The organism is Nocardioides allogilvus, from assembly GCF_003047285.1.
Lineage (GTDB): Bacteria > Actinomycetota > Actinomycetes > Propionibacteriales > Nocardioidaceae > Nocardioides > Nocardioides allogilvus.
The window spans coordinates 185,910-199,697 of sequence record NZ_PZYX01000002.1; the positions used below are offsets into that span (position 1 = coordinate 185,910).

Annotated in this window: 13 protein-coding genes; 6 read left to right on the forward strand and 7 right to left on the reverse strand. The window is 71.9% G+C overall.

Annotated elements, in window-relative coordinates; genetic code table 11:
* Positions 1-37: 37 nt before the first annotated feature.
* Genes C9J87_RS04190 through C9J87_RS04200 form a run of 3 tightly spaced genes read left to right on the forward strand, consistent with a single transcriptional unit; the run spans position 38 to position 4,630 of the window.
* Positions 38-1,027, forward strand: coding sequence for an AAA family ATPase (locus C9J87_RS04190; protein WP_198652273.1), 990 nt, complete (start codon positions 38-40; stop codon positions 1,025-1,027).
* Entirely contained in the window at positions 1,020-2,276 is a 1,257-nt protein-coding gene (locus tag C9J87_RS04195; protein WP_010833539.1) for a DUF58 domain-containing protein, read from the forward strand. The genes C9J87_RS04190 and C9J87_RS04195 overlap by 8 nt, the downstream gene beginning before the upstream one ends.
* Positions 2,273-4,630 (forward strand): transglutaminase family protein, encoded by a 2,358-nt coding sequence (locus C9J87_RS04200; protein WP_107704828.1) that lies wholly within the window; start codon positions 2,273-2,275, stop codon positions 4,628-4,630. Before C9J87_RS04195 ends, C9J87_RS04200 begins: the two co-directional genes overlap by 4 nt.
* A 3-nt stretch (positions 4,631-4,633) precedes the next feature.
* Here the strand turns inward: C9J87_RS04200 and C9J87_RS04205 are convergent, their stop codons facing one another.
* The 7 genes from C9J87_RS04205 to C9J87_RS04235 all read right to left on the reverse strand — a co-directional run bounded on the left by C9J87_RS04205 (position 4,634) and on the right by C9J87_RS04235 (position 12,286).
* Positions 4,634-5,080, reverse strand: a complete 447-nt coding sequence (locus C9J87_RS04205; protein ID WP_010833541.1) for a DUF3040 domain-containing protein — start codon at positions 5,078-5,080, stop codon at positions 4,634-4,636.
* Between the two features lie 59 nt (positions 5,081-5,139).
* A complete protein-coding gene (gene dinB / locus C9J87_RS04210) occupies positions 5,140-6,321 on the reverse strand; it encodes a DNA polymerase IV (protein WP_232819826.1) in 1,182 nt (393 codons plus the stop codon).
* A 66-nt stretch (positions 6,322-6,387) separates the two neighbouring features.
* Positions 6,388-7,107 carry a methyltransferase domain-containing protein gene (locus C9J87_RS04215; protein ID WP_107704829.1) on the reverse strand — a complete coding sequence of 240 codons (720 nt, stop codon included), beginning with the start codon at positions 7,105-7,107 and terminating at the stop codon, positions 6,388-6,390.
* A 28-nt stretch (positions 7,108-7,135) separates the two neighbouring features.
* On the reverse strand, positions 7,136-10,966 hold the full coding sequence (locus tag C9J87_RS04220; RefSeq protein WP_107704830.1) for a DNA polymerase III subunit alpha: 3,831 nt from the start codon (positions 10,964-10,966) through the stop codon (positions 7,136-7,138).
* On the reverse strand, positions 10,902-11,354 hold the full coding sequence (locus C9J87_RS04225; protein WP_232211508.1) for an SAV_6107 family HEPN domain-containing protein: 453 nt from the start codon (positions 11,352-11,354) through the stop codon (positions 10,902-10,904). The genes C9J87_RS04220 and C9J87_RS04225 overlap by 65 nt, the downstream gene beginning before the upstream one ends.
* A gap of 11 nt (positions 11,355-11,365) precedes the next feature.
* On the reverse strand, positions 11,366-11,695 hold the full coding sequence (locus tag C9J87_RS04230; protein WP_232819827.1) for a DUF6504 family protein: 330 nt from the start codon (positions 11,693-11,695) through the stop codon (positions 11,366-11,368).
* Between the two features lie 135 nt (positions 11,696-11,830).
* Positions 11,831-12,286 (reverse strand): hypothetical protein, encoded by a 456-nt coding sequence (locus tag C9J87_RS04235; protein WP_010833547.1) that lies wholly within the window; start codon positions 12,284-12,286, stop codon positions 11,831-11,833.
* A gap of 58 nt (positions 12,287-12,344) precedes the next feature.
* On the opposite strand from C9J87_RS04235, the gene C9J87_RS04240 reads away from it, so the two are divergent.
* The 3 genes from C9J87_RS04240 to C9J87_RS04250 are packed head-to-tail and all read left to right on the forward strand — an operon-like array spanning position 12,345 to position 13,786.
* Complete coding sequence (locus tag C9J87_RS04240; protein WP_107704831.1) at positions 12,345-12,818, forward strand: YbaK/EbsC family protein; 474 nt, start codon at positions 12,345-12,347, stop codon at positions 12,816-12,818.
* Positions 12,818-13,177, forward strand: coding sequence for an ArsC/Spx/MgsR family protein (locus C9J87_RS04245; protein ID WP_010833549.1), 360 nt, complete (start codon positions 12,818-12,820; stop codon positions 13,175-13,177). The genes C9J87_RS04240 and C9J87_RS04245 overlap by 1 nt, the downstream gene beginning before the upstream one ends.
* 18 nt (positions 13,178-13,195) lie before the next feature.
* Positions 13,196-13,786 carry a DUF4126 domain-containing protein gene (locus C9J87_RS04250; protein ID WP_107705011.1) on the forward strand — a complete coding sequence of 197 codons (591 nt, stop codon included), beginning with the start codon at positions 13,196-13,198 and terminating at the stop codon, positions 13,784-13,786.
* The last annotated feature ends 2 nt before the right edge of the window (positions 13,787-13,788 follow it).

Genomic DNA, 13,788 nt, shown 5'->3' on the forward strand with positions numbered 1-13,788 from the left:
CCCGTCAATCGGGTCGGGACGAGGGAGTGGGCAGCACGTGAGTCAGTCGTTCGCAGGCCAGGCGGATCAAGGGGCAGACCTGGAGACGCTCGCGCGCGTCGTCGGTCGCATCCGCACCAACATCGAGCGCGTCATCGAGGGCAAGCCCGACGTGGTGTCGGCAGCGGTCGTGGTGCTGCTCGCGGAGGGTCACCTCCTGATCGAGGACGTCCCCGGTGTCGGCAAGACCCAGCTGGCCAAGGCCCTGGCGCGCAGCATCGACTCCACGGTGCGCCGCATCCAGTTCACGCCCGACCTGTTGCCCTCCGACGTCACGGGCGTCTCGGTCTTCAACCAGAACACCCGCGAGTTCGAGTTCCGGCCCGGCGGCGTCTTCGCCAACATCGTGGTCGGCGACGAGATCAACCGCGCCTCCCCCAAGACGCAGTCAGCGCTGCTGGAGTGCATGGAGGAGCGCCAGGTCACCGTCGACAACACGACCTACATGCTCGAGAAGCCGTTCATGGTGATCGCCACCCAGAACCCGATCGAGATGGAGGGCACCTACGCCCTCCCCGAGGCACAGCGCGACCGCTTCATGGCGCGGGTGTCGGTCGGCTACCCCGTCGAGGCCGCCGAGATCGCCATGCTCGACTCGCACACCACGGCCAACCCCCTCGACGACCTCGAGCCCGTGACCGACGCCGGCGAGATCCGCAAGCTGACCGAGATCGTCGGGCAGGTGCACGTCTCCTCGGCCGTGCAGCGCTATGCCGTCGCCCTGACCACCGCCACCCGCAACTCCACCGAGCTCCACCTCGGTGCCTCTCCCCGAGCGACGCTGCACCTCGTGCGCGCGGCGAAGGCCGTGGCCGCCATGGCGGGTCGTGACTACGTGCTCCCCGACGACGTCCACGGTCTCGCGCGACCCGTGCTCGCCCACCGCCTGCTGCCCAGTGTCGAGTCCGCCATGAGCGGACGCGCGAGCACCACCATCCTGGACGGCATCCTGGCCGGGGTGCCGGTCCCCGAATCCGGCCGTGCGTGAGGCCCTCGCCGGCCTGACCGTCCGTGGGCGGGTGTTCCTGGCCGCCGGAGTGACCACGATCGTCTGCGCGATCATCGTCGGCCAGACGCCCCTGGTCCGCATCGGCGTCCTGGTGGTGGCGCTCCCGCTCCTCGCCGCGCTGTGGATCGGCCGTTCGCGCTACCGCCTCGCGCTGACCCGCACCGTCTCCCCCCAGCTCGTCGCCGCCGGCCAGTCCGCGCGGGTGCAGCTCACCCTCACCAACGAGGCCCGCACGCCCACCGGGGTGCTGCTGCTCGAGGACCACCTGCCCTACGTCCTCGGCACCCGCCCGCGCTTCGTGCTCGAGGGCATCGGCCACGGCTGGCGCCGCCACGTGACCTACCAGGTCCGCTCCGACGTCCGCGGCCAGTTCCACATCGGCCCGATGTCCGTGCGCGTCACCGATCCCTTCGGCCTGGTCGAGCTCGGCCGCGCCTTCCACACCACCGCTCCGCTGACCGTCACCCCGCGCACCGTCGCGCTGCCCGGCATCCCGCTCGGCGGGGCCTGGACCGGATCAGGCGACAACCGGCCCCGTGCCTTCGCCATCGGCAGCGCGGAGGACGTCACTGTCCGCGAGTACCGACGCGGCGACGACCTGCGGCGCGTGCACTGGCGCAGCTCGGCGCGCGTCGGCGAGCTGATGGTCCGGCGCGAGGAGCAGCCCTGGCAGTCGCGGGCCACCGTGTTCCTCGACAACCGGTTGGTCTCCCACCGCGGCCAGGGCGTCGCCTCGTCGCTCGAGGCCGCTGTGTCCGCCGCGGCGTCGGTCGCGGTGCACCTGAGCCAGCGGGGCTACGCCGTACGCCTCGTCACGGCGACGGGAGAGGAACCCGGCACCGCGTGGCACTCGCGCTCGGCGGCGGTCAACACCGCTCCCCTGCTGGAGGCGCTGGCCGTCGTCCAGGTCGAGCACTCGCCCCAGCTCGACACCGCGTGGCTCGCGGAGCCCGCCCACGGCGGCCTGCTCATCGCCGTGCTCGGCGCCATCTCCGACAACGACGGCCGCTTCCTCAAGCGGCTGCGGCACCACGCCGCCACCTCCGCGGCCATCGCCCTCGACGTCGACGCCTGGGCGCCACACCTCTCCCCGTCCGGCACGGCGACGACCTCGGAAGCCCTGGCCAGCACCGGGTGGCGAGCCGTCACCCTGCGACCACGCGACCACCTCGAGGTCGTCTGGCAAGAGCTCGGACGACTCAGCAACCGGCAGAAGGTCCAGTCATGACCACCCGGATGAGTCGGCGGCGCACCCCGCTCAACCGCACCCTCGGCCTGGCCGGGGTCGCAGCGGCGACCACGTGGTTCACCCTGCTCTCGTGGGGCACGTTCACGACGGCCTCGGCCAGGGCCAGCGTCCCCCTGTTCTTCATCGGTGCACTGATCGCCGTCCTCGGCGGGCTCGGGCGCTGGCTGCGCCTCCCGGTCGTGGTCGTGCTCGTCGTGCAGGTCGTGGTGGGCGCGATGTTCGTGCTCGGCACGGTCACCGGGTCGATGCTGCCGACGCCGACGACGCTCGACGAGTTCCTCACCGCCTTCTCCGACGCGATCGCGTCGGCCCAGGCGTTCAGGGCACCGATCCCCGTCGGGGCGCCCCCCATCACCGCCATCGTGCTGAGCGCCGGTGTCGTCGCGTTCATCGTGGTCGACCTGCTCGCCGGTGCCCTGCGCCGGATCCCGCTGGCCGGGCTCGCGCTCCTGACCGTCTACAGCGTGCCGGTCTCGATCACCGGCAACGGCGCCTCCTGGTTCGCCTTCGTCGCGATGGCCATCGGCTTCCTCAGCATGCTCTACCTCGTGCACGCCGAGCAGGTCGAGCGCTGGGGCCGCGGGATGACCGGCAACGCCGACGACGAGGACGCCGACCCCAGCGCCTTCGGGGTCCGCACCGGCGCCGTACGCGGCTCTGCCGTGGCCATCGGCGCGACCGCAACGTCGCTGGCGCTGGCACTACCGATCCTGGTGCCGACGCTCGATGTCACGCTGTTCGAGGGCAGTGGCCCCGGCACCCGACAGATCGAGGTGGCCGATCCGATGGTCGACCTGCGCCGCGACCTCAACCGCGGCGAGGACATCCCGCTGCTGCGGGTGACCACCTCCCAGAAGAACCCGTCCTACTTCAGGCTGGCGGTACTGACCCGCTTCAACGGTGACACCTGGACGCCCGGTGACCGCGACATCCCCGAGACCCAGGTCGCGCGCGGCATGATGCCGCCGCTCCTCGGCGTCGCCTCGGGCACGAACCGCACGCAGGCGCGATATCGCGTCGAGGTCACCAGCGACTTCGACTCGGAGTGGTTGCCCACCACCCCGCAGGTCTCGCAGATGAGCGTGCTCGGCGACTGGCGCTACGACCGGTCGACGATGGACTTCATGAGCACCGACAAGGGCGTCACCACCGCCGACCTGAGCTATGAGTTCTCCGGCGTCGAGGTGGTCCCGGACCCCGAGCTCATGGACAACTCCGTGTCGGGCGGCGCCGCGGTGCGCTCGGCCTATCTCGAGGTGCCCGGCTCGGTCTCCGGTGAGATCCGCAGCCTGGCGGCCGCGGTCACCGCCGACGAGGCGACCCGGTTCCGCAAGGCCCGGGCCCTGCAGCAGTGGTTCCGCGAGGACGGGGGCTTCGAGTACAGCACCGCCAACGTCGACGACGATCCCGGCAGCCTGAGCGCGTTCCTGGCCGAGTCCGGCCGGGTCGGCTACTGCGAGCAGTTCGCCGCGTCCATGGCGATCATGGCCCGCATCATCGGCATCCCCGCGCGGGTGGCCGTGGGCTTCTTGAACTCGCGGCCCGCCGGTCCCAACCAGTACGAGTTCTGGGCGCACGACCTGCACGCCTGGCCCGAGCTGTTCTTCCCGGGCGCCGGCTGGGTGCGCTTCGAACCCACTCCGAGCGTCCGCGCCGAGACCGTCCCGGCCTACACCAGCGCCGACCTGGCACCGGTGACGTCCAGCCCGTCGCCGAGCGCCCGCGGTCCGGTCGACGAGGTGCCGACGCGCGGCGAGACCGCCGACCCCGACGCCGGTGCCACCGAGGGCGACGGATCGACGTTCCCGTGGCTGGGCGTCGTGCTGGTGACGCTGGCGCTGCTCCTGGTCGCTGCGCTGGTCCTGCTGCCGTCGTTCGTACGCCGCCGTCGGCGCGAGCGCCGCTTGCTGGGCGACATCGAGGCCCTCTGGGCGGAGCTGCGCGACCACGCGGTCGACCTCGGCCACGGCTGGCCGCACGGGCGATCGCCCCGGGCCACCGCCGCCTGGCTGGCCGGCTGGTTCGGCTCCGCCGACGGCGACGAGAGCCTGGATCGGCCTCGGCACGGAGCCGAGCACGCCCCGGACGCCGTGCGCGCCCTCGACCGGCTGGTCGAGCAGGTCGAGCGCGCGCGCTACTCCCGCTCCGGCGCCTCGGTCGACGCCGAACAGGCCATGCTCGACGTGCGCACGATCGAGGAGGCGCTCGACCGCGGGGTCGGGCCCCGGGTGCGCCGCCGGTCGAGGGTGCTGCCGAGGTCGTTGCGGCCCTCGCCGTACGTCCCGGCGCGGGAAGTGGTCACTCGCGAGACGAGTGACTCGGTGCGGGGCTGAGGTCTAGAAACCCTGCTCGCGGCGGTGCCGCCAGCGCTCTTCCATCCGGTCCATGAACGACCCGGACGAGCTCGAGGAGTGGTGGCGGCGCAGGCCGCGCAGCTTGGGCCGGTGTGCCCGACCGCCGTCGACGACGCCGAAGCCCTCGTGCCGCGTCTCGCGCATCGGCTGCTGGAGCATGGCCGGATTGCGCAGGGCGGTCACGCCGATGGTGGCCGCCGCGAGCATGACCACGAAGCCGACGATGCCGACGATCGGCTGGCTGGCCAGCACGCCCGTGGTGAGGGCTGCCATGCCGAGGGCGAACACCACACCGGCGATGATCGCGCGGCGGCGAGCCACCCGTTGCATGGTGGTGCCTCGGAGCGTGGAGGCGAGCTTGGGGTCCTCCTCGACCAGGGCACGCTCCATCTGCTCGAGCAGTCGCAGTTCTTCCTCGGACAGGGGCACGGTCCAAGTCTAGGCACGGGTTGGGCGGCGGAGGTAGCGCCTCTGGAAAATTCACCCTCTCAGGTGGATCGCAGGAGGCTCGCGGGTCTCACCGCGGCCGATCCGAAGCGCCGAGCAGCCCGGTCGACAGCGCGATCTGCCTCGGCCCAGCCGTGCTCCGGCTCGCCCAGGACGAGCTGTCGTTGCACGCTCGCGCGCGGGACCAGCCCCTCCACGCGCACCCCCACCAGCCGCAGCCGGGCCCGCTGGAGACCGAGCGCGTCATAGAGCTGGATGGCAGTGCGATGGATCTCCACCGTCACGTCGGTGGCCTCCGGCAGAGTGCGCGAACGGGTGATGGTGGTGAAGTCGGCGAAGCGGATCTTGATGGTGACGGTCCGTCCGGCCACGCCGGCGGTGCGCATCCGGCCGGTGACGCGGTGCGAGAGCCGGAGCAGCTCGCGCCCGATCACCTCCCGGTCGTCGGTGTCGCGGGCGAAGGTCTCGTCGGCGCCCATCGACCGCTCCGGCTCCAGCGGTCCCGCCTTCGGGGTGATCGCCCGTCGGTCGGTGCCCCATGCCAGCTCGTGCAGCTGCGCGCCGAGGTGGTGGCCGACGGCCCGCTGGAGGGTGCGCACCGGGGTGTTGGCGACGTCGCCGATCGTCATCAGTCCCAGCCTGTGCAACATCGCCTGGGTCTTCTCCCCCACTCCCCACAGCTCGCCGACGTCGAGCGGGTGCAGGAAGGCCGTCACCCGGGAGGGCGGCACCACCACCACGCCGTCGGGCTTGGCCCGGCGACTGGCCAGCTTGGCCACCGAGACCGATGCGGCCACCCCGACCGAGCAGGTGATGCCCTGCTCGTCGTGGACCACAGCTCGCAGGTGCTCGGCGATCTCCACCGGCGACCCCAGCCGTCGGGTCGAGCCGCGTACGTCGAGGAAGGCCTCGTCGAGGGAGACCACCTCGACCAGCGGGGTGACGCGGCGGAAGTTCTCCAGCACCGAGGCCGAGACGCTCGCGAAGGTCTCGAAGTCGGGTGGGATCACCACCGCGCTCGGACACAGCCGCCGGGCCCGCGTCATCGGCAACGCCGAGCGGACGCCGTACGCCCGGGCGAGGTAGTTGGCCGAGAGCACCACCCCGCGGCTGCCGCCGCCGACGATCACCGGCACGTCGGCCAGCTCGGGACGTTCGCGGGTCGCGACGGAGGCGTAGAACGCGTCCATGTCGACGTGCAGGATCGGGGTCGTCGTCAGCACGGGGACACCCCGGTCCCCGGCCGAGCGGTGTGCGAGTCACCGCTGGCGCACGGCGGTGGGGCTGGGTCAGCGCTGGGCGAGCACGTGCAGCTGGGTCGCGAGCGGGAGGAACTCGGCCCGTGTGGAGACGGCGGCTTCGAGCTCGACCAGCGCGGCGGAGGCGCCGGGCTCGAGGTCGAGCAGCGAACCGGGCACGAGGTCGGCGAAGACCCGGACACCGTGGACCGTGATGGTCGACAGGTCGGCCGCGGTGAGCATCGGTGCGAGCTCCTCGGCGGTGAAGCGGTGACCGCCCCGCGCGCCCGCCGTCGGGTCGTCGAGCAGGTCGCGGGCAGCCTGGAAGTGGCCGGCCATGGCGCGCGCCACGACGGCGGCGTGCCGCTGGGCGACGAGCAGGCTGAGGTGTCCGCCGGGACGCAGCACCGAGGCGATGGTCGCCAACGCGGCGGCGGGGTCGTCGACGACGTCGAGCACGCCGTGGCACAGCACCAGGTCGGCCTCGTCGACCAAGGTGGCGAGGTCGGCGAGGTCGCCCTGCTGGCCGGTGACCTGGTCGGCGACGCCGGCCTCGCGGGCTCGCCGGTCGAGCGCGGCGAGCGCGTCGGGGCTGGGGTCGATGACCTCGACCCGGTGCCCGAGCTGGGCAAGGGGTACGGCGAAGCCGCCGGTGCCGCCACCGACGTCGACGATGCGAGCAGGCCCTGCGTCGGTGTCGCCGAGCAGTGCCTGCACGGCCGCCCACACCACGCCGGTGCGGACGGACTGGCGGCGCTCACTGGCTGACATGAGGACAACCCTAGTGGGGCGAGGCGGGTCATCCGGGACTCCCCGGGCTGCGGTGCCACAACTTCCGCGCGACGTCCTTGCTGGACTCCCCGGCCGGCGAGATGTCGGAGTAGGGCGACATCTGGAAGCCGCTGGAGTGCACCAGCACCCGGCGACGCTCGGGTTCGTCGGCCCGGGTGTAGCCCTCGGGCACCCGGGCGAGCTCAGCCTGGACCGCGGCGATCGCGTCCTCGCGGGTGCGGGCGCGCTGCCAGATGGCGTGCAGGGCGGGCAGCTCCCAGGCGCCGGTGGCGCGCAGGGACACCCCTCTGCGACCGGTGCGTCGCAGCTCGCCGCGCACGACCAGCAGCCAGGAGTGGAAGACCGTGGCGGCGTACGGGCCCTGCGCATCCTCGAAGAACGTGCAGTCGACCGGGCCGGTGCTGTCGTCGAGGGTCAGGAAGATGACGCGGCGCCCGGAGCGGATCGGGGGTGTCTGGGTCGCGACCTTCACGCCCGCGACCAGCAGCTCGGAGCGGCTGCGGCGCATGAGGAGGTCCTTGCTGCGGGTGGTGCCGAGCGCGTCGAGGAAGTCGGAGTAGGGGGTCACGACGTGCTGGGTGACGTCGAGCCCGAGGATCTCCAGCTCGGCGCGCATCCGTTCGTCGGTGGTCATCTCCGGCAGCCCGGTCGCCACCTCGCCACCGGAGCCGGGTTCGTCGCCGAGGCTCAAGGTGAGCTGCACCGACTCGATCGGGCGCGGCGCGGCCGTGGCCCTGGACTGGGCGGCGGCCCTGGCCCACACCCCGGAGTCGGCCAGCGGGTGTCGCTCCAGGGTGGGCGCCTGCTCGCGGGTCGTCGGGTCGGTGCTGTTGCGACCGGCCGCCTCGTCGGCGCGCACGGTCGCACGAGCCGGGGCCAGGCCGGTGGTCCGCGACAACCCCCTACCCCGACCACGCGCGGCGCGGTCGACGGCGCGGGCGTGCAGGTCGAGCTCGGCGATCTGGAGCAGGAGGTCGCGGCGGGTGAGCCGGCCGCGCGGCCGGACGGTCTGCTCGCTGTCGCCGATGTCGTAGACCGCGTCGAACCCGCCGGCCAGGACCAGTCGCTCCAGCACCGGGCGTGAGGTCTGGGCGCGCTGGAAGAAGTCGGACAGCGAGACGTAGGGGGCGTCGCGCCGGGCGGCGACGATGCGGGTCACCTCGGCGCCGCTGATGCCCTTGACCTCGGCCAGCGCCAGCCGGATCGCATAGCCCTCGTCGTCGGTCCGCTCCACGACGTAGTTGGCGGCGGAGGCGTTGACGTCGAGCCCGTGCACGCCGATCCCGAACTGCCGGGCGTCGTCGAGGATCAGCCGCTTGGGATACATCCCCGGGTCGTGGGTGAGCACGCCGGCGAGGAAGTGGGCCGGCCAGTGGGCCTTGAGCCAGGCCGACTGATAGGTCGGCAGCGCGAAGGCCGCGGCATGGGCCTTGCAGAAGCCGAAGGAGGCGAAGGCCTCGAGCACCTTCCAGATCCGCTCCACCAGGGGCAGGGCATAGCCGCGACCGAGCGCGCGCGGGAAGAACCAGACCTTCGTCTGCGCCATCCCCTCGACGTCGCCGAGGGCGCGCCGCTTCTCGTCGGCCTCGGCGTAGGAGACGCCGGTGAGCAGCGCGATCATCTCGATGACCTGCTCGTGGAAGACCACCACGCCCTGGGTCTGCTCGAGGATCGGTCGTAGGTCGTCGTGGATGTAGTGGACGGTCTTCCAGCCCTGCTTGGCCTCGAGGTAGGGGGTGATCATGTCGCTCTTGACCGGGCCGGGCCGGAACAGCGAGATGTCGGTGATGATGTCGTCGAAGGAGTCGATGCCGGACTTGCCGACGAGCTCGCGCTGGCCGGGCGACTCGATCTGGAAGACGCCGAGGGTCTTGGCCTCGCTGATCATCGTGAAGGTCGTCTCGTCGTCGAAGGGCACCTGTGCCTCGTCGTCGAGGTCCAACTGCACGTCGTCGACGCGGCTGATCTCGGCCACCGCATGGGCCATCGCCGACTGCATGCGGATGCCGAGCACGTCGAGCTTGAGCAGCCCGAGCGCCTCCACGTCGTCCTTGTCGAACTGGCTCATCGGGAACCCGGCATAGGACGCCTCGACCGGGGTGCGGTCGAGCAGGGTGATGTCGGAGAGCAGCACTCCACAGGGGTGTACGGCGATGTGCCGGGGCAGCCCGTCGAGGCGCTCGACGAGCCGGAACATGAGATCGAGCCGGTCCTCGCCCAGACCGCTGGCCCGCAGCTCGGGCAGCTCGCGCAACGCGACCCGGGCGTCGCGCGCACGGATGTGGGGAAACGCCTTGGCGATCGCGTCGATCTCGCCGGGCGGCATGCCCAGGGCGGCACCGACGTCGCGGACGGCATGGCGGACGCGGTAGGTGTCCATCATCGAGACGCAGACACAGCGCTCCCCGCCGTACTTGTCGAGGATCGCCTCGTAGACCTCGAGGCGTCGCGCCGACTCCACGTCGACGTCGATGTCGGGCAAGGAGGCCCGCAGCGGCGAGAGGAAGCGCTCCATCAGCAGGCCGTGGCGGATGGGATCGACGCCGGAGACGCCGAGGAGGTAGTTGACCAGGCTGCCGGCGCCCGAGCCGCGGGCGGCCCGGCGGATGCCCATCTCGCCGATCAGGTCGGTGATGTCGGCGACGGTGAGGAAGTAGGAGGCATAGCCCAGCCCACGGATCATCTCGAGCTCGTCGTCGAGGCGCTTCCAGATGCGCTGGCGCGGCGCCGAGCCGTAGCGGCTGCCGATGGCGCCCTCGCAGCGGGCGCGCAGCATCCCGTCGGCGCTGGTGCCCGACCCGCTGAGCCGGAACTCGGGGAAGTGCACCTCGCCGATGCCCAGGTCGGCGCGCGGGTCGAGGGCGCAGCGGTCGGCCACGGCCCGGGTGTGGGCCAGCAGCTGGCGAGCCGCCCCCTCGGTGTCGTGGGCGAGGCCGGACAGCCGGCAGATCTCCTCGGCCACCTCCTGCATCTGCTTGCCGGACTTCAAGAAGCCCTCGGCGTTGCCGCGATCGACATGGCGCCGGTCCAGGGCGACGAGTCGTCGCGCCGCGTCGAGCACGTCGACGGTCGGGGCGTCGAGGCGGTCGGCATAGCGCACCGCGTTGGTCAGCACCGTGCCCAGCCCGGCCTGCCGGGCGACCCGGGCCATCCGGGCGGCGTGGGCGGAGCTGTCGGGAAGGCGGTGCGAGACCAGCTCGACGACCAAGTTGTCGCGGGGCACGACGGCCTGCCACGGCGCCAGCGCCGCCAGCGCGAGGTCGTCGCGCCGGCGCCTCGCCGCCACGCCCGGCTCGGAGGCAGGACCGAGCAGCACCATCACGTCGCCGCCCATGAGGTGGGGCGCCAGCGACTCCAGGGTCGCCACCGGCCGGCCGCGCTCACCGGTGAGGTGGGTGGTCGAGACCATCCGGCAGATCGCCGCCCAGCCCGCCTTGCCGGTCGCCAGGAACGTCACCCGGGGCAGCCCGCCCCGATGGGCCGGCAGGTCGCGGTGGGCGCCGCCGCGGACCGGGGTGCGCGCAGCCTCCCCCCGCGAGGAGGGCGTGCCCGGCCAGGTCACCGGCGCCACGGCCAGGTCCACCCCCAGGACCGGCCGGATGCCGGCCCGCGCGCAGGCCTGGGCGAACTTCACCGCGCCGTACGTGCCGTCGCGATCGGTGAGGGCGAGCGTGTCCATCTCCTGCTCGACGGCGCGCTCGACGAGGGTCTGCGGGTGGGATGCCCCGTATTGCAGGGAGTAGCCCGAGGCCACATGGAGATGGACGAACGGGTCAGGCGACACCGGACTGACCGGCCATCTGACCAGCTGCGACGAGACGTTGGTCGAGATGGGCATGGGGCACCAGGCCCAGCGCCGACTCGATCACGGCCAGGAACCGGTCCGCGTCACGGACCAGGTCGTCGGCCTCGCGCTCGCTGACGGCCCGAGTCGAGCCGGACTCGGCAGCCGCTCGCTTGCCGGCGCCGGCCGCGAAGAACCGGGCCCACTCGGCGAGCTCGGGGGCGAGCTCGGCCAGCAGCACCCAGGCGTTCTTCTGGCGACCGCGCCGAGCCGTGGGCTTGGCCCGGGCGGCCAGCAGGGCGGCCGCCGCCCGCAGTGCCGCGACATGGGCGCAGGCATAGCGGGTGGGCACGTCGCGGGCAGTGATCGACTCCTGCAACGACTCGGCAGCCAGCGCGAGGTAGGAATGGGTCGTCGCGGGCAACAGGTGGGGATTCATCATCAACACCGCCCTCAGTCCGCACAGCCGACGAGCTGCCAGTGGCCGTCGGACCAGTCGAAGGAGAGGTCGAAGACGCCGGTGGAGCTGATCCCCCGGCCGGCCTCGACCCGCCAGAGCTCACGCTCGACGAGCAGGTCGGCGTTGACCACCGGCTCGGCGGTCCCACCCGCGCTCTCCTGGGCGGGCTGCCACCACGGAGCGGTCTCCACCCAGTGCGCGAGCACGGCTCGCACCTTCCACAGCCGGCCTCGCCACAGGAACTGGTCGGGGCCCTCGGTCTCTCCTCGTCGAACCTCGACGGGGTCGTCGTACAGCCGCATCTGCGTCTCCTCACCGCTCATCGACCCCGCCACCGGCTCCGGGGGCGGTGGGGGTCGAGGTCACCGCCACCGGAGCCGCGTCCGAACAGATGTTCGAACAAGACCAAAGGTACACGGCCCCACCGACAGTGGGTCAAGAGCGAGGGCGAACCTGCGTCAGTTCACGCGCAGATAGGTGTTGGTCTCCTTGCGCCACAAGAAGATGACGAGCAGCACGCAGAACGCGAAGAAGAGCGCCGAGACGACGACGAACGCGATCGGCAGGCCGTGGTTGAGGCCCAGGGACGAGACGAGCAGGCCGAAGAGGCTGGTCGCGGTGAGGACCAGCCGGGACCAGCCGTGGCCGTCCACGAGGAAGGCGGCGAGCACCACGACCAGCACCACGAACACGATGAACGAGACCAGCGCCAGCGGCACGAACTTCGGCACGATCGCCGCCTCGCGCAGGGCCGCCATCCCGCCCGAGGCGAGGAGCTCCTGCGCCGACGGGTTGCCCTTCGCCCAGGCGAGGATGATCTCGTCGTGCTGGAGCCAGGTCAGCAGCACGGCCGCCCCGCTCACCACGACCAGCGCGAGCAGGCACCGCAACGCGTTGGTGATCGATCCGGGCATGTCCCTCATCCGCAGTCCCTCAGCATCCTCGACAACTTCCCCTGACTAGGCTCGCACCATGGCGAGCGAGCACCCTGCGATCAGATCATTTCGCGACGACCTGCACCGGCGGGGTGGCTCGGGTGACGTGGTCATCCTGCCTGACTCGGTCCACACGGCCGCACTCGCCGCAGCCGCTCTGGGGTGTGAGATCGGCGCCATCGCCAACAGCCTGGTCTTCGACGTCGACGGCTCACCGGTCCTGATCCTCACCTCCGGCGCCCACCGTGTCGACACCGCCAAGGTCGCCGAGCGCATCGGCGTCGACGCGCTCACCCGAGCGACCCCCGACTTCGTCAAGCAGCACACCGGCCAGGTCATCGGTGGCGTCTCCCCCATCGACCACCCCGCCCCCGTGCCGACCTGGATCGACTCCTGGCTGCGCAACTACGAGGTGGTGTGGGCCGCCGCCGGCCACCCCGCCGCCGTCTTCTCCTCGACCTTCGAGGAGCTCGTCACGATGACCGGCGCCCGAGAGATCGAGGTCGCGTGATGGAGATCTGGATCAACCCCGCCTGCTCCAAGTGTCGTACGGCGATCAGCGAGCTGGATGCGGCCGGTGCCGACTACACCGTGCGCCGCTACCTCGAGGACACGCCGAGCGCCGACGAGCTCGCCGCCGTGGTCGAGCGCCTCGGCGTCGAGCCGTGGCACGTCGCGCGCGAGAAGGAGGCCCGCGACGCCGGGATCGACCTCCCCCGCGACGCCGAGCACCGCGCCCACTGGCTGGCCGCGCTCGCCGCCCACCCCCAGGCGATCCAGCGCCCGATCATCACCGCCACCGACGGCACCACCGTCGTCGGTCGCGACCCCGACGCCCTGCGCGCGGTGATCGACGCCGAACAGGCCTGACCTCACTAGGGTGTGGGCGTGGAATCACTCGCCTTGACCTTCTCCAGCGGCTGGGCCAGCGGCATCAACGCCTACCTGGTCGTGCTCGTGCTGGGCGTCGCCGACCGGCTGAACGACTTCACCCAGGTCCCCGACGTGCTCGCGCGGTGGGACGTCCTCAGCGTCGCCGGGTTCCTCTACGCGATGGAGTTCATCGCCGACAAGATCCCCTACATCGACTCCAGCTGGGACGCCATCTCCACCGCCATCCGACCCACGGCCGGTGCCGTGATCGGCGTCCTGCTGGCCGGTGACGCGTCCACGCTCGACCAGGCGGTCCTCGGCGTCGTCGGCGGCGGCACCGCGCTGCTGTCCCACCTCGTCAAGGCCAGCAGCCGACTGGCGATCAACTCCTCCCCCGAGCCGGTGACCAACATCGGCGCGAGCCTCGCCGAGGACGTCGCCGTCTTCGGTGTCGTGGCCTTCGCGATCAACAACCCCGAGGCCGCGGCAGCCATCGCCGGCGTGCTCCTGGCCGCCGGTCTCATCGCGATGTTCTTCATCGCCAGGTTCATCCGTCGGGGGTGGCGCAAGTGGAAGAAGAAGGATCCGATCGCGGCGTCGATGTGAGC